This is a genomic window from Kitasatospora sp. NPDC056446 (assembly GCF_042796115.1).
Classification (GTDB): Bacteria; Actinomycetota; Actinomycetes; order Streptomycetales; family Streptomycetaceae; genus Kitasatospora.
Map to the genome: position 1 here is coordinate 1 of NZ_JBHTRF010000048.1, position 15,121 is coordinate 15,121.

Here is a 15,121-nt window from a genome sequence, read left to right on the forward strand (position 1 = left end):
CGCCGGCCGGACCCGCCCATCGGGGGGGGCCCGGCCGTTTCTCCTGCCCCCGTCCGCCCGCCCGTCCGCCCCGTCCCGCCGTCCGCCCGCTCCCCGTCCCGCCGCTCCCCCACTCTGCCCCGCCGCCTGCCGAATTCTCCGCATTAGCATCCACGCCCACCGGATTGGCCGGGAACGGTGGCATCTTCATGCTTGCGCGGTGATCTTCCCCCCGATTGGTTGCGATCACCGTTACCCTCAGGGAGAGTTGGGGAACTCGGGGATCCCGTGCAACCGGAGGGAAGCCGGAAAGCGCGGCGGGTTCCCGTATTCGACGACGCCGTACGGGCGCGAACCCGAACCGGTCGCGGATCGGATGCGCCGGACACCGAATGCGGCGTGAAGCCCGGGAGCCGCCGGAACGCCGCGGTTCGCCGGGCAGAGTTCCAGTAGGTCACCCGGACGGCGCCGAGTCGGAAGCACGCAAGGCCGAGCTGCGGAAGCGAGGCGCGAAATCTCCGGGGGGAGCAACTATGACTACGCCGTTCTCGCGACGAAAGGGCGTCGGGACGGCCCGCGGGCGAGGTGCCGGGCGGCTGGACGAGGCCGCCCTGAGTGAGTTACCGATACCCGAAGCACCGTACGACTACGGCCACTTCAGCCGCCTCGCCGGTCCGGCGCACGACCCGGACGAGGACGAGGACCTCGGCGGCGGGGTCTACCGCCCCGAGCCCCGCCCCGGGCCCGCCGTCCACCGCCCCGAGCAGGGCACCCGCCCTGGAGACGGTGCCCGCCCCGGGTCTCCCGCGGCGGCCCCGTACCGCGTCCGGTACCGCAGCCTGCTGCGCCGCGAGCCGCACCGGGTCCGCGCCGCCCTGCTGCTGGCGGCGGCGCCCCTGGTGGAGGTGGTGCTGCTGGTCTGGCTGCTGCTGCCGGAGCACTGGCCGGAGCGGCTGGACGAGACCAACCAGCTGGTGCTGCTCGGCGACAAGGTGATGATCGGGATCATCGCCGTGGTCGAGGTGTTCCGGCTGGTCAACGTGGTCTCCAACACCCATGCCACGCTGGTCGCCCGGGATCCGGTCCCGGTGACCCCGGTGCCGGGCACCCGGGTCGCGTTCCTCACCACGTGCGTGCCGGGCAAGGAGCCGCCGGAGATGGTGCGGGCCACCCTGGTCGCGGCCCGCGCCGTGCGGCACGAAGGACCGTACGACGTCTGGCTGTTGGACGAGGGAAACGATCCTGCAATGCGGGCGCTCTGCGCCGAGCTGGGCGTCCGCCACTTCACCCGCTCCGGCCGGCCGCACTGGAACCTGCCGAAGGGCCGGTTCCGCGCCAGGAGCAAGCACGGCAACTACAACGCCTGGCTCCAGGCCCACGGCGACGACTACGAGTTCTGGGTGTCCGTCGACACCGACCACGTTCCGCTGCCCGACTTCTGCGAGCGGATGCTCGGCTACTTCCGCGACCCCGACGTGGCATTCGTGGTCGGCCCCCAGGTGTACGGGAACTACCGCAGATCCGGTTCGGCCGTCACCAAATTCTCCGAGAGCCAGCAGTACCTCTTCCACGCCCTCGTCCAGCGTGCCGGAAACCGTTACGGCGCGCCCATGTTCGTCGGTACCAACAACGCCGTCAGAATCCGCGCACTCCAGTCGATCGGCGGGTTGTACGACTCCATCACCGAGGACATGGCGACCGGTCTGGAGTTCCACCGGAGCCGTAACCCGGAGACCGGGGAACGCTGGAAGTCCGTGTACACCCCGGACGTGCTCGCGGTCGGCGAAGGCCCTTCCTCCTGGACCGACTTCTTCTCCCAGCAGCTGCGGTGGAGCCGGGGCACCTACGAGACCCTGTTCACCCAGTACTGGCGGGTCGCCTGGCAGCTGTCACCGGGCCGGCTGCTCAACTACTCGCTGATGGTGGGCTTCTACCCGATGGCCGCGCTCACCTGGCTGCTCGGCGGCCTGTCCAGCGTGCTCTACCTGGGCTTCGGGGCCTCGGGCGTCCACGTCTCCTCCGAGATCTGGATGATGCTCTACAGCGACGCCGCCGCGCTCCAACTCCTGCTCTACACCTGGAACCGCAAGCACAACGTGAGCCCGCACGAGCCGGCCGGCTCCTCCGGGGTCGCCGGGATGCTGATGTCGGCGCTCTGCGGCCCGGTCTACGCGGCCTCGCTGCTCCAGGCGCTGGTGCGCCGCCGCAGCCGCTTCGAGGTGACGCCCAAGGGCCGTTCGGCCAGCAGCGACCGGCTCGGCACCTTCCGCTTCCACCTGTTCTGGGCCCTGGTGTTCGGCGGCGCGATCGCCGCCTCCGCCTACACCGGCTACGACCACGTCGCGATGCGCGCCTGGGCCTGGATCGCCCTGGGCCTGACCCTCCTGCCGCCGGCGATCCTGGCCGGTGACGCCCTGCGCCGCCGCCGCACCCGGCCGACCGCCACCCTCACCGTCACCGGCGGCCCGGCGGCGGCCCCGACGGTCGTACTGGAGAAGCGCCGCCCGCGCCACGCCCGCACCCCCCACGGCCCCCGCACCGCTCAACCCGGCCGGCCGGCCGAGCCCGGCCTGCCCGCACCCGACCGGGCCGAGAGCGGCACCCCCATCCACTGAGACCGAGGGAGCAACCACCGTGAGGATCCACAAGACCGGCCGCACCAAGCGCTTCGCCCTCGGCAGCACCGTCGCGCTGGCCGTCGCCGGGATGAACGCCCCGGCCGTCCTCGGCTTCGCCGGCCGGCAGTACCACCACTACGTGATCAACCGGCCCGAGTACAAGGCGCAGTACGGCCACTGGCAGACCCTGACGCTGCCCGCCGAGTTCCGGGTCAACGCCGTCCACGCCACCCTGCTGCGCACCGGCAAGGTCCTGATCGTGGCGGGCTCCGGGAACGACGAGAAGCAGTTCGGCGCGGGCTCCTTCAAGAGCCTGCTCTGGGACCCGGCCGAGAACACCTACAAGCTCATACCCACCCCGGCCGACATGTTCTGCGGCGGCCACACCTCGCTGCCGGACGGCCGGGTCCTGGTGGCCGGCGGCACCCAGCGGTACGAGAAGCTGGCCGGCGCGGTGAAGAAGGCGGCCGGCGTCATGCGGCTGCGCAACGAGAGCCCGGAGCGGGCCCGGACCTTCCCGAAGGGCACCGTCCTCGTCGCCCCGAACGGCCGCGAGTACGCCACCACGGCCCCGGTGACCGTCCCCGCCGCGACCAAGACCGGCTCCGGCCGGCAGACCGTCGTCACCGCCGGCGAGCAGCACGTGTTCGTGGAGGCGGCCGGCCCCGGCCCCGACTACGTCGCCGACGCCCCCGCCCAGTACCGGGTCAAGGGCCTGACCGGCGCCGACACCCGGAACGTGTACGGGCAGAGCGACAAGCTCACCCTGGACAAGCAGGAGTACCAGGGCATCCGCTCCGCCTTCGAGTTCAACCCGGACACCGAGCTCTACGAGCCGGTCACCGACATGGCGTACGCCCGCTGGTACCCGACGCTGACCGGCCTGGGCGACGGCCGGGTGGTCACCGTCTCCGGCCTGGACGACACCGGGCAGATCCTCGACGGCAACGACAACGAGGTCTACGACCCGAAGACCAGGACCTGGGCGAAGGCGCCCGACCACTACTTCCCGACCTACCCGTCGATCTTCCTGACCGCGTCCGGGAAGCTCTTCTACTCCGGCTCCAACGGCGGCTACGGCCCCGCCGACAAGGGCCGGGAGCCCGGGCTGTGGGACCTGGCGGACAACTCCTTCCGGCCCGTCCCCGGCTTGCGCGACCCGGGCCTGACCGAGACCTCCTCCTCCGTGCTGCTGCCGCCCGCGCAGGCGCAGAAGGTGATGGTGCTCGGCGGCGGCGGCGTCGGCGAGTCCCCGCTGTCCACGGCCCGCACCGACATCGCCGACCTCTCCGTCGCCAAGCCGGCCTTCGCCCCGGGCCCGGACCTGCCCGCCGGCGGCACCCGCTACCTCAACAGCGTGATCCTCCCGGACGACACCGTGTTCACCACCGGCGGCTCCAGCGGGTACCGCGGCCGGGGCGACAGCGACCTGCTCAAGGCGCAGGTGTACCACCCGGACTCCAACACCTTCACCATCGCCGCCGAGCCGGCCGTCGGCCGGAACTACCACTCGGAGGCGCTGCTGCTACCGGACGGCCGGGTCGCCGTGCTCGGCTCCAACCCGCTCTTCGCCGACAAGGCCGAGACCCAGCCCGGCGGCTTCGAGCAGCGCATCGAGATCTACACGCCGCCGTACCTGTACCGCGGCGACCGCCCGCAGGTGGGCACCGCACCGCGGGCGGCGAAGCTCGGCAGCACCCTCGCCATCGGCACCTCCCGGCCGGACGCGGTCGCCACCGCCAAGCTGATCCGGCCGAGTTCGGTCACCCACGTGACGGACGTCGAACAGCGCTCGGTGGCCCTGGACATCACCGGGCGGACGGCGGACGGCGTCTCGCTCACCCTCCCGGGCAACCCCGACCTGCTGCCGCCGGGCTGGTACATGCTGTTCCTGACGGATGCCGCCGGCACCCCGTCGGTCGCCCGCTGGATCCAGGTCACCGGCTGAGGAGCCGGACACCCCGACCGCCCCGGACAGCCCGACCGTCGGCCGCCCCGGCCGCCCCGACCGTCAGACGCCCCGGCCGCCCCGGGCCCCCGGGTCTCAGCGCGCCGCCTGCGCGAGCCCGAGCGCGTAGGGCAGCCAGAACTCTCCCGCCCGGGGCTCGCCGCGGCCGCAGTCGCCGTCCGACTCCCCCGGGTTCTTGATCCACAGGTAGGCGTCCACGCCGGGCCGGCCGGTGTCGGCCGTCGGCCCCTCGCCGAGCGCGCGCCCGGGCGGGTTGCACCAGGAGTCGCCGCCCAGGGCGCCGTTGCCGCTGCGGCTGGTGTCGATGACGAAGTTCTTCCCGCCCAGGGCGGCGGACAGCCGGGCGCCGTACGCCGCGTTCCGGTCGGTGTCGTAGAAGTTGGCGACGTTCACCGCGAAGCCGTCCGCCGCGGCGATGCCCGCCTTGCGCAGTGCCGCGGCCAGCTCGTCCGGGTCCTGCGCCCAGCCGGGGTTGCCCGCGTCCAGGTAGACCCGGACGTTCTGGCGCTTCTTCAACTCCTGGACGGCGAAGGCCAGCAGGCCGTACCGCTCGGCGGCCAGGTCGCCCTTGATGCCGCAGGTGTCCAGGGTGTGGGCGACCGCGTCCGGCTCCAGCACCACCCAGGCCGGGCGGTCGCCCAGGGCCTGCGCGACATCGGTGATCCAGGCCCGGTAGGAGGCGGCGTCCGGCGCGCCCCCGGCCGAGTACTGGCCGCAGTCGCGGTGCGGGATGTCGTACGCGACGAAGACCGCCGTGCGGCCCGCCGCGGCGGCCCGGCGGCTCACCTGCTCGGCGATCTGCTTGGCGCCCTGCTCGCCGAGCCACTGCGAGGACGGCTGGGCGGCGATCCGCCGCAGCGTCTCGGCCTCCGCCGTCCGGCCCTGGCCGCGCAGCGCGGTCATCTGCCGGGCCGCGTTGGTCTGGTCGGAGACGTAGAAGGCCTGTCCGGGCAGTTGGGCGAGCGCTCCGGCCCCGCCGGCCGGGCCCGCTGCGGTGCCGGTGGCTCCGGTGGCTCCGGCCGCGCCACCGGCGGTGGTCGAGGGGGTGGATGCGGCGCCGGGCCTGCCCCCGCCCGAGCCGCTGCAGCCGGACACGGCCACCAGTGCGGCGACCAGCGCCGCCCCCAGGGCTCCCCGGGAGGCCCGCCCCCACCGCAACGTCCTCGCCCGCCCCAGCCCGTGCACGTACCGCCCCTCCCGGAACCGGTCCGGCGACCGGTCGGCACCAGCTAAGCACACCCGGAACCGGCCGACGGCCACGGCCGGTGAACGGCAAGTGGCCGTGGGCAGGCGGGAGATCGAACCCGCCCGGCCCACGGCCACCCGTACCGGAGCCCGTCCGGGACGGGCTCCGACTCCGGCTCCACCTCCGGCTGTGCCCCCGACTCCGAGTCCGGCTCCGAGTCCGGCTCCGTGCTCAGCCCTGCTTCAGGTCCGGCACCTGCCAGTCGATCGGCTCGCCGCCGAAGCCGTCCAGCGCCGTGTTGATCTGCGAGAACGGGCGGCTGCCGAAGAACAGCTTCGCGGACAGCGGCGACGGGTGCGCGCCCTGCACCACCACGTGCTTGTCGGTGTCGATCAGCGGCAGCTTCTTCTTCGCGTAGTTGCCCCACAGCACGAAGACCACCGGCTCCTCGCGCTCGCTCACCGCCTTGATCACCGCGTCGGTGAACTTCTCCCAGCCCTTCGCCTTGTGCGAGTTGGCCTCGTGCGCGCGGACCGTGAGCACCGCGTTGAGCAGCAGCACGCCCTGCTCGGCCCAGTGCATCAGGTAGCCGTTGTCCGGGGCCGGGATGCCCAGGTCGGCGTCCAGCTCCTTGAAGATGTTGCGCAGCGACGGCGGCGTCTTGGTGCCGGGAAGCACCGAGAAGCTCATGCCGTGGGCCTGGCCGTTGTCGTGGTACGGGTCCTGGCCGAGCACGAGCACCCGGACCTTGTCGTACGGCGTCGCCTCCAGCGCGGCGAACTCCTGGCCGCTCGGCGGGAACACCTCGTGCTCCGCCCGCTGGGCCGCCACGAAGGCCGCCAGCTCGGCGAAGTACGGCTTCTCCGTCTCGGCGCCCAGCACCCCGCGCCAGGACTCGGGCAGCTCCAGCCCGCCGCCCGCGCCGGCCTCGACCACGCCCGCCTCGACCGTGTCCGTCACGACATCTACCTCCCACACCGCGGCTGCTGCGCCGCACGCCCTCTTTCACCCCGAACGCTACACAGGCCCACCGACAACTCACTCCCCAGGAGCGGGAGTGGGGGCCGGTCCGCCGCCCCCGGCGGGTGCCGCGGCGGGTGCCGGACCAGGTGCCGCGGCAGGCCCCGCCGCCGGTCCCGTCCCGGCGGCGTCCAGGAGGAGGCCGCGCCGCACCCGGTGGTGCTCCAGCACGTTGAGCCCCACCAGCAGCACCGCCAGGACCGCCAGCACCACCAGCGCGGGCAGCCGCACCATCGCGGGCGACAGCGCCAGCACCACCGCCGCCGCGCCGATCCGGGTCGTCGCGACCAGGCGGAACATCATCCAGCGCGTGTACCCGAAGGTCAGCAGGTACAGCCCGCACCCGCCGTACAGCAGGGCCACCGACCCCGGGCCGAGCTCCTGCCACGGGTCCGCGACCGTCTCGCCGAAGCCGACCGCGACCCCGATCACCCCGGCGACCAGCGCCAGGTGGCCGTACTGGAAGATCCGCCGGACCACGTCCCGGCGGGACTCGGCGATCACCACCGCGTGCCGCATGGCGTCCGCCGCGTAGACGAAGTACTGCCACCACAGGCCCGCCGAGATGGTGAACGCGACGGCCACCGCGGCGAGTTCGGCCGCGTCCAGCCGGGCCGAGGCGGCCGTGCCGCCGATCCCCACCACGGACTCGCCGAGCGCGACCAGCAGGAACAGCGCGAACCGCTCCGGCATGTGCGAGGGGTGGTACGCCACCTTCGCGAGCCGCCGCCGGAACACCAGCGGCGCGGCCAGGTCGCAGAGCGCGGCCACCGCCCACAGCGCCGCCCGCGGCCCGTCCGGCAGCAGCCCGCCGGCCACCAGCAGCGGTCCGCTGACCAGCACACCCACCCCGTACGGGCCGCGCCAGACACCCGGGACGCGGACCACCAGGAGCAGCAGCACCACCCGGGCCAGCCAGTACGCGGCGCCGAGCAGCACGCCCCGCCCGCCGTACGCGCCCGGGACGGCGAGCGCCATGAACAGCCCGGCCAGCCCGACCAGCAGGATGCCCAGGCGGTCCCGCAGGTTGTCCACGTCGCGGATGTTGGCCTGCACGGTGGTGCCCACCCAGCACCAGTAGACCGGCACGAACACCACCAGGGCCCGGACCAGGCCGGCCGCGTCGTGGTGGTGGTGCAGCAGGCCGGAGACCTGGGTGATCGCGAAGACGAAGACCAGGTCGAAGTAGAGCTCCGCCCAGGTGACCCGCTTCTCGTCCGGGCCGGACGCCTCCGAGCCTGACGGCTCCGGCAACGGCGGTTCCAGAGCCCGTGCTTCCCCCGTCGCACCCATCCGCGCCGCGCCTCCCCGAACCGAAACCCGTACCCGAACCCGCACCGAAAAATCCGGACCGACAAACCCGCACCCGAAACACACGCCGAAACACACGCAGCGGGCCCCGCCCCGGCGCACGACCGGAACGGGGCCCACGACAGCACCGCAGAGGCTAGACCAGGTCGACCAGGTCCGCGATCGACTTGACCACCCGGGTCGGCCGGTACGGGAAGCGCTCCACGTCGGAGGCGGAGGTGAGGCCGGTGAGCACCAGGATGGTCTCCATGCCGGCCTCCATGCCCGCGACGATGTCGGTGTCCATCCGGTCGCCGATCATCACGGCGGTCTCGGAGTGGGCGCCGGCGGTGTTCAGCGCCTCGCGCATCATCAGCGGGTTGGGCTTGCCGACGAAGTACGGGTCGACGCCGGTCGCCTTGGTGATCAGGGCCGCGACCGAGCCGGTGGCCGGCAGCACGCCCTCGGTGGAGGGGCCGGTCTCGTCCGGGTTGGTGCAGATGAACCGGGCGCCCTGGTTGATCAGGCGGATCGCCTTGGTGAGCGCCTCGAAGGAGTAGGTGCGGGTCTCGCCGAGGACGACGAAGTCGGGCTCGCTGTCGGTCAGCACGTACCCGGCGTCGTGCAGGGCCGTGGTGAGGCCGGCCTCGCCGATCACGTAGGCGGTGCCGCCGGGCCGCTGGGTGCGGAGGAACTTGGCGGTCGCCAGGGCCGACGTCCAGATGTTCTCGGCCGGGATGTCGAGCCCCATCCGGGCGAGCCGGGCCTGGAGGTCGCGCTGGGTGTAGATGGAGTTGTTGGTCAGGACCAGGAACGGCTTGCCGGACTCCCGCAGCCTGTTGATGAACTCGCCGGCCCCGGGGATCGGGGTGCCCTCGTGGATGAGGACCCCGTCCATGTCGGTCAACCAGGACTCGATGGGCTTGCGCTCTGCCACGTAGGTGTCTCCTCGGTCTTGCAACGGTTCTGAACGATCTCGCACATCGCTCCGGACCGGACACCCTCGGCCGGCCGGGCGCACCAACTGGCTGCCCCAACGCCGACCAGCCTAGTCGTCCGCCCCGCCGCCACGCAGTGGCCGTTCGAACCGTCCGTTCGCATCGCCGCCCCCACCGCCGTCCCCACCGCCGTCCCGGTCCCGGTTCCCGTCCAGGGCCCGCGGCCGGGACCAGGCGAGGACCGAGGCGAGTGCGACGGCGACGACGGCGAGCAGCAGCCCCGGCCGCACGCCGGACGCGGCGGTGACGAACCCCGCCGTCATCGCGCCCGCGGGGACCCCGATCCCGGAGGAGAGCATGCGGCGGGTGGTGTTCACCCGGCCCTGGAGGTCCTCGGGGGTGATGGACTGGGCGTACGTCACCGTGTTCACGATGACCATCAGGTAGGCCGTGCCCCAGGCCGCGACGGCCGGCAGCGCGAGGCGCCAGTCGTCCGTCGTCACGGTCAGCAGTCCGAGGACCGAGCTGACCGGCAGCAGGGCCCGCATCACCCGCATCGCGTCGACCCGCCGGAGCAGCCACGGAAGGACGATCGAACCCAGCACGCCGCCGACGCTCCACGCCGTGAAGAGCAGCCCGACCCGGGAGTCGGACTCCGCCAGGCCGAGGCCCCGGTCGGCGAAGATCACGAGCTGCCCGAGGAACGCGCCGCCCGCGAAGGACTGGAGGCATCCGCAGGCCGTCATGACCCGCAGGGCCGGCTGCCGCCAGAGGAACCGCAGCCCCTCCTTGACCGAGTCCAGGAGACGCTGGTTCCCGGACGAGGCCGCGCGGACGCCGGCCGGCAGGGCCAGCGCGCCGACCAGCAGCGCGGAGGCGAGGAAGGTGGCCGCCTGGAGGGCGAGGACGCCGGTGGTGCCCAGCACGCCGATGAGCAGGCCCGCCATCGCCGTGCCGATGATCTGCACCGTCGTCTCCGCGCCCCAGATCAGGCTGTTGGCCTGGGCGATGCGCTCCCGCCCCACCACGGCGGGCACCACGCCGTACCCGGCCGCGTCGAAGAAGACGTAGAGCGTGGACGACACGAAGGCGACCGCCACGATGTGGAAGGCGGTCAACGAGTGGACGGCCGCCGCCAGCGGGACGGTCGCCAGGCAGGCGCTGTTCGCGAGGTCGGCGGCCACCATGACGCGGCGCCGGTCCAGCCGGTCGGCGAGCGCTCCGGCCAGGAGCCCGAAGAAGACGTACGGCATGGCCTCGCCGGCTGCCACGAAGGACACCAGCAGCGGGGAGCCCGTCCTCTCGTACACCAGGACGGGCATGGCGACGTACGCGACGGCCGATCCCGCCCCGGCCAGGACGCGGGACAGCCAGAAGAGGCGGAAGTCGCGGACACGGTGCAGCGGTCGGAGCGCCCGGTCGGGACTCGCGACCTCCGGAGTGGGTGAGGGCATGGGAGTTTGTAGCCATACCCGGCGCGGCCTCGTCAAGGCTCCCGGGCACCGCCCGGCCTGCGGGCCTGCCCCTCGTCGGCGGTGGAACCGGGAGCAAACGGGCGCCTCGTGATTGAGTGGGCGCATGAACCCGCAGACGACTCCCGGTTCGTTGCGTGTCGGCCTGATCGGCTACGGCCTGGCCGGCTCCGCCTTCCACGCGCCGCTGATCGCCAGTACGCCGGGGCTGCGGCTGGACGCCGTGGTCACCGCCAATCCCGAGCGCCGCGAGCGGTTGGCGCGCGAGCACCCGGGGGCCCGCGCCGTGGACACCCCCGAGCAGTTGCTCGCCGACCCGGACGCGCTCGACCTGGTGGTCATCGCCTCGCCCAACCGCACCCACGCCCCGCTCGCCCGCGCCGCCCTGCGGGCCGGCCTGGCGACGGTCGTGGACAAGCCGCTGGCCGGCTCCGCCGCCGAGGCGCTGGAGCTGTGCCGGCTCGCCGAGGAGCGGGGCGTCCTGCTGTCCGTGTTCCAGAACCGGCGCTGGGACGGCGACTTCCTCACCGTGAGCCGCCTGGTGCGCGGGGGCGCGCTGGGCCGGGTGCACCGCTTCGAGTCCCGGTTCGAGCGCTTCCGTCCGAAGCCCAAGCCGGGCTGGCGCGAGCTGGCCGACCCGGCCGAGGTCGGCGGCACGCTGTACGACCTGGGCAGCCACCTGGTCGACCAGGCGCTGACGCTGTTCGGGCCGGTGGAGACGGTGTACGCGGAGGTCGACGTGCGGCGCGACGGCGCGGTCGTCGACGACGACGCCTTCCTCGCCCTCACCCACGCCTCCGGCACCCGCTCGCACCTGTGGACCAGCGCCATCACCCCGCTGATCGGCCCCCGGCTGAGGGTCCTCGGCGACACCGCCGGGTACGTCAAGCCCGGCATGGACCCGCAGGAGGCGGACCTGCGGGCGGGCCTGCGCCCCGACGGCAGCCGCCCGTGGGGCGCCGACCTGCCGGCGCACTACGGCACCCTGGGCACCGACGAGTCCGCGATCTCCCTCCCGACGGACCCGGGCGACTACCCCGCCTTCTACGCGGGGGTCGCCGCCGCGCTGGCCGTCCCCGGGACCCCGCCGCCGGTGGACCCGCGCGACGCGGTGGCCACCCTCGCCGTCCTGGAGGCCGCCCGCGCCTCCGCCGCCACGGGGACGACGGTCCGGCTGGGCTGAGGACTCGGCTGACGGTCGCCCCGTGCTGTCGTCGCCAGGGACCGGACTTCTAAGATGCTTGGATGAACAGTCAGCGGGGGCGGCAGCTCAGCGGCGACGAGCGCCGCGAGCGCGAGCGGGCCTGGTCGGCGCAGCAGAAGGAGCGCGAGCGGGCCTGGACCGAGGAGTTCGAGAAGCGCGGCAAGGTCCTGGAGGCCGAGGCCAGGGAAGAACGGTTCGTCACGTCGGTCGCCCAGGAGCGGCTGGCCTGGGCCGAGGGCCGGCGGGCCGGGTCGATCGGCTACGTGGACGTCACCGGCGCCGACGGCGAGCGCGTACGGATCGCGGTGATGTGGCTCGGACGGTTCCGGGCCACCCGCAAGCCGCTGAACGACTACGACCCGTTCCGGCAGGTCGAGGCGGGCGCCGGTGAGGGGCTCCTCCTGCTCATCCCGTACGCCGTCCTGGTCGGCCTGAACGCCGGCCTGCGCTGGCTCGTCCTGCGGCTGGCGAACCGCCCGCGCTGGGCGGTCGCCGCCGCCGCGGGCCCCGACCGGGGCAAGGGCGGCACGCGCAACCTCGTCCTGCTGCGCAGCCGGAGCCGGCGCGAGGCCCTGAGGTACGCGGCCGCCCTGGCCGACCGGGTCGAACGGGACGGGACCGCGGCCCTCGGCTCCCGCTGACCCTCGCGACGGCCGGGCCTGCCGGGTCACCCGGCGGCGACCGCGCTCCAGCGCTGGTTCCAGCCGCCGTTGAACTCCCAGAGCTGCGCGGGGGCGCCCGGCTCGGTGCTGTAGCCGCCGATCTCCACCGCCATGTCGCCGACCCGGAGGGTCCGGTTCGAGCGGTCCGGGCGGCTCGGCGAGTCCCAGATCTGCCCCGGCCCGTACCAGCAGTCCCACTGCTGGAGCGTCACGCCGTTGCGCATGATCCCGCCCGGGACGTCGAGGCACTTGCCGCTGTGCACGTTGACCAGGGCCCACCGGCCGGAGTCGTAGCCGGTCTCGCTCACCAGCACCCAGCGCTGGCTGTCCCCGCCCGTGCAGTCCCACTGCCGGACCGGGGCGCCGTTGTCGGTCCGCCAGTCGGCGACCTCCAGGCACTTGCCGGTGCCCTGGTTGACGAGCCGGTACGAACCCTCGGAGACCCGTGCCGAGGCCGGCTGGGTGCCCAGTACCAGCACCGCGCCGAGCGCCACCACGGCACCGCGCAGACCGTTCCGCTTCCATCCGCCCGACTTCATCCCGACTGTCCCCATTCGCACCCGAACCGCCCCTCCCAGCAGGGCCGGAAGCGGCCCCCGCCCATGATCGTGGCAGTGCCCGGCCCGCGCCGACAAGGTGTTTTCGCGGTCGGCGCGCGGGGCGGACGGGCGGAGCGGACGGGCGGGGCGGACGGGCCCGGGCGCGCTCACACCCCGATGACCTCCACCGCCGCGCCCAGCCCCCGGAAGTCCGCCACGTTGCGGGTGTACAGCGGCAGCCCGTGAGCGGAAGCGACGGCGGCGATCATCAGGTCTATCCGGCGCGGGCGCGGCTGCCGCCCGGCGGCGATGGTGAGGGTGACCAGCGTGCCGTAGCGGGCGGCGGCGGCCGCGTCGAAGGGCAGCGGGTCGAAGTCGGCCATCGCCGCGCCCAGCACCTCCAGCCGGGCCGCCCGGCTGGCCGGGTCGCGGGCCATCGACACGCCCTGCTGGAGTTCGGCGAAGGTGATCGCGGTCAGCTCGGGCACGGCCGGCAGGGCGCCGGGGTCGAGCAGCGCGAGGTCGATGTAGACACAGGTGTCGAGCACCCCGGCGGGCCGCCGCCTGGACGCCCTCCGGCGCTCAGCCACGCGGCCGCTCGAACGGGTCGTCGCCCTCGTCCCCCACCAGTTCCTCGGGCCCGAAGTACTCCTCGGCCTCCTTGCGCATCTGCTGGTGGTCCACCCGCGGCAGCTTCACGTGCCGCGCCACCAGTTCCTCGGCCGTGAGCCTCCGGCGCCCGGACACCGGCCGCAGCTCGGCGACCTCGACCCCGTTCCTGGTGATGTGGAAGACCTCCCCGGCCTCCACCGCGTCCATCACCGCGGCGGAGTTGTTCCGGAACTCCCGCTGGGTAATCGTCTTCATGCCTTCCACGGTAGCCCCGCGTAGCACCGATGGCTACACCCCGCGCGGCACCGGAACAGCCCTCCCCGCCCGCCCGGAAGCGGTGCGTTCGTATACAGATTGGAACGGCGAGGGGTGCCCCGTGCCGGACGTCCCGGCAGCGGGGAACCTGACAGGTCGTACGATCGTCCTGCTGATACGTCCGGTCATACGCCCGGTCGTACGTCCGGGATCCGCCGGGACACCGAGGAGGAGTGGGCCATGACCGTCATCGCGATGCTGCTGGGCCTGCTCCGGGTGCTGACCGGCGAGCTGGCGGCCGACAACGGGACGCTGGCCGCCGTCGCCGCCGTCGCGGCCGTGGCCCTGGTGGCCGGGGCGGTCGCCGGGGCACTGGCCGGGGCCCGCCTCCTGGGGGCGCGGGCACCGGCGGCGGTGCGCAGCGGGGTGCTGCGGCGCCGGGCGTTCCGTACGGCGTTCCTTCCGCAGCGTGATCCGGATGCCCGGGGCCGGCGACGCCCCAGGGCACCGGGAGCGGCCCCGGCGGCCGCGTAACACCTGGCAGCTCCGCGAGCCCCACGGCTCCCCGCGGGCTGCGTCGTCCTCCGCGGCCGTCCTCCGCCGATCACTCGTGTCCCGAGACCCCGGAGGGCTCGCTCCACCATGTCCGTACTCGCTGTTCTCGACCCCGCCGTCGCCGTCGCGCACGCCGCCGTCGCCGCCATCGCCCACCTGCTGCCGACCGCGGCGGCGATCGTCCTGTTCACCGTCGCCGTCCGGCTCGCGCTGCATCCGCTGGCCCGGGCGGCGGCGCGCGGCGAGAAGTCGCGGGCCGTGCTCGCGCCGAAGGTCGCCGCGCTGAACGCGAAGTTCAAGCAGCGGCCGGAGAAGCTGCGGGAGGCGATGGCCGAGCTGTACCGCGAGGAGCAGGTGTCGCCATTCGCGGGGTGCCTGCCGATGCTGGTGCAGATCCCGTTCTTCTCGGTGATGTACCGGCTGTTCACCACGCCGAACGACCTGCTCGGCCACACCCTGTTCGGGGTGCCGCTGGGCCTGCACGTGCCGGGCGCGCACGGGGCCGGGCAGTTCGCGGTGTTCGGGCTGCTGTACGCGGGGCTGGCGGCGGTCGGGTACGTCAACTACCGGCGGGCCCGGCGCGCGGCGGCGGCGCAGCCCACCCCCCATCCGGGGGCGGGGCTGCTGCCGTACCTGTCGTTCGGGTCGGTGCTGTTCGCGCTGCTGGTGCCGGTGGCCGCGGCGCTCTACCTGCTGACGACGAGCGCGTGGTCGGCCGCCGAGCGGGCCTGGCTGTACCGGGACGTGCCGCAGTCCCCGGCGGCGGCGGCGCTCGCCGGGTAGCCGGCGCACGCGGGCACCGGGCGCCCGGCGGGCGACGGC

The 15,121-nt window shown here is 73.8% G+C and carries 14 protein-coding genes; 6 read left to right on the forward strand and 8 right to left on the reverse strand.

Annotated features, from left to right (window positions below; genetic code table 11):
* Positions 1–512 precede the first annotated feature (512 nt).
* Together ACFQ6N_RS26270 and ACFQ6N_RS26275 are read left to right on the forward strand one after the other, a co-directional pair.
* On the forward strand, positions 513–2,594 hold the full coding sequence (locus ACFQ6N_RS26270) for a glycosyltransferase family 2 protein (protein WP_380653742.1): 2,082 nt from the start codon (positions 513–515) through the stop codon (positions 2,592–2,594).
* Between the two features lie 19 nt (positions 2,595–2,613).
* Positions 2,614–4,545 carry a galactose oxidase-like domain-containing protein gene (locus ACFQ6N_RS26275; protein WP_380653745.1) on the forward strand — a complete coding sequence of 644 codons (1,932 nt, stop codon included), beginning with the start codon at positions 2,614–2,616 and terminating at the stop codon, positions 4,543–4,545.
* A 96-nt stretch (positions 4,546–4,641) separates the two neighbouring features.
* On the opposite strand, the gene ACFQ6N_RS26280 is transcribed toward ACFQ6N_RS26275, so the two are convergent.
* From ACFQ6N_RS26280 to ACFQ6N_RS26300, 5 genes are all read right to left on the reverse strand, one after another.
* Positions 4,642–5,751 carry a glycoside hydrolase family 6 protein gene (locus ACFQ6N_RS26280; protein WP_380653747.1) on the reverse strand — a complete coding sequence of 370 codons (1,110 nt, stop codon included), beginning with the start codon at positions 5,749–5,751 and terminating at the stop codon, positions 4,642–4,644.
* 232 nt (positions 5,752–5,983) lie between these two features.
* Complete coding sequence (locus tag ACFQ6N_RS26285) at positions 5,984–6,712, reverse strand: uracil-DNA glycosylase (RefSeq protein WP_380653750.1); 729 nt, start codon at positions 6,710–6,712, stop codon at positions 5,984–5,986.
* Positions 6,713–6,790: 78 nt separating this feature from the next.
* Positions 6,791–8,026 carry a low temperature requirement protein A gene (locus ACFQ6N_RS26290; RefSeq protein ID WP_380653753.1) on the reverse strand — a complete coding sequence of 412 codons (1,236 nt, stop codon included), beginning with the start codon at positions 8,024–8,026 and terminating at the stop codon, positions 6,791–6,793.
* A 193-nt stretch (positions 8,027–8,219) separates the two neighbouring features.
* Positions 8,220–8,999: an HAD-IIA family hydrolase gene (locus ACFQ6N_RS26295; RefSeq protein WP_380653755.1), complete on the reverse strand. Its 780-nt coding sequence runs from the start codon at positions 8,997–8,999 to the stop codon at positions 8,220–8,222.
* 111 nt (positions 9,000–9,110) lie between these two features.
* Positions 9,111–10,454, reverse strand: a complete 1,344-nt coding sequence (locus ACFQ6N_RS26300; protein WP_380653758.1) for an MFS transporter — start codon at positions 10,452–10,454, stop codon at positions 9,111–9,113.
* A gap of 124 nt (positions 10,455–10,578) precedes the next feature.
* On the opposite strand from ACFQ6N_RS26300, the gene ACFQ6N_RS26305 reads away from it, so the two are divergent.
* Both ACFQ6N_RS26305 and ACFQ6N_RS26310 read left to right on the forward strand, forming a co-directional pair.
* A complete protein-coding gene (locus ACFQ6N_RS26305; RefSeq protein WP_380653761.1) occupies positions 10,579–11,655 on the forward strand; it encodes a Gfo/Idh/MocA family oxidoreductase in 1,077 nt (358 codons plus the stop codon).
* Positions 11,656–11,717: 62 nt separating this feature from the next.
* On the forward strand, positions 11,718–12,317 hold the full coding sequence (locus ACFQ6N_RS26310; protein WP_380653764.1) for a hypothetical protein: 600 nt from the start codon (positions 11,718–11,720) through the stop codon (positions 12,315–12,317).
* A 26-nt stretch (positions 12,318–12,343) separates the two neighbouring features.
* On the opposite strand, the gene ACFQ6N_RS26315 is transcribed toward ACFQ6N_RS26310, so the two are convergent.
* The 3 genes from ACFQ6N_RS26315 to ACFQ6N_RS26325 all read right to left on the reverse strand — a co-directional run bounded on the left by ACFQ6N_RS26315 (position 12,344) and on the right by ACFQ6N_RS26325 (position 13,744).
* Entirely contained in the window at positions 12,344–12,877 is a 534-nt protein-coding gene (locus tag ACFQ6N_RS26315) for an RICIN domain-containing protein (protein WP_380653767.1), read from the reverse strand.
* Between the two features lie 167 nt (positions 12,878–13,044).
* Complete coding sequence (locus ACFQ6N_RS26320) at positions 13,045–13,425, reverse strand: type II toxin-antitoxin system VapC family toxin (RefSeq protein ID WP_380653769.1); 381 nt, start codon at positions 13,423–13,425, stop codon at positions 13,045–13,047.
* A 34-nt stretch (positions 13,426–13,459) separates the two neighbouring features.
* Positions 13,460–13,744 (reverse strand): type II toxin-antitoxin system Phd/YefM family antitoxin, encoded by a 285-nt coding sequence (locus ACFQ6N_RS26325; protein WP_380653772.1) that lies wholly within the window; start codon positions 13,742–13,744, stop codon positions 13,460–13,462.
* Between the two features lie 240 nt (positions 13,745–13,984).
* Here ACFQ6N_RS26325 and ACFQ6N_RS26330 point away from each other — a divergent pair, with 240 nt between their 5' ends.
* Complete coding sequence (locus ACFQ6N_RS26330) at positions 13,985–14,278, forward strand: DUF6412 domain-containing protein (RefSeq protein WP_380653775.1); 294 nt, start codon at positions 13,985–13,987, stop codon at positions 14,276–14,278.
* Between the two features lie 108 nt (positions 14,279–14,386).
* Positions 14,387–15,082: a YidC/Oxa1 family membrane protein insertase gene (locus ACFQ6N_RS26335; protein ID WP_380653777.1), complete on the forward strand. Its 696-nt coding sequence runs from the start codon at positions 14,387–14,389 to the stop codon at positions 15,080–15,082.
* The last annotated feature ends 39 nt before the right edge of the window (positions 15,083–15,121 follow it).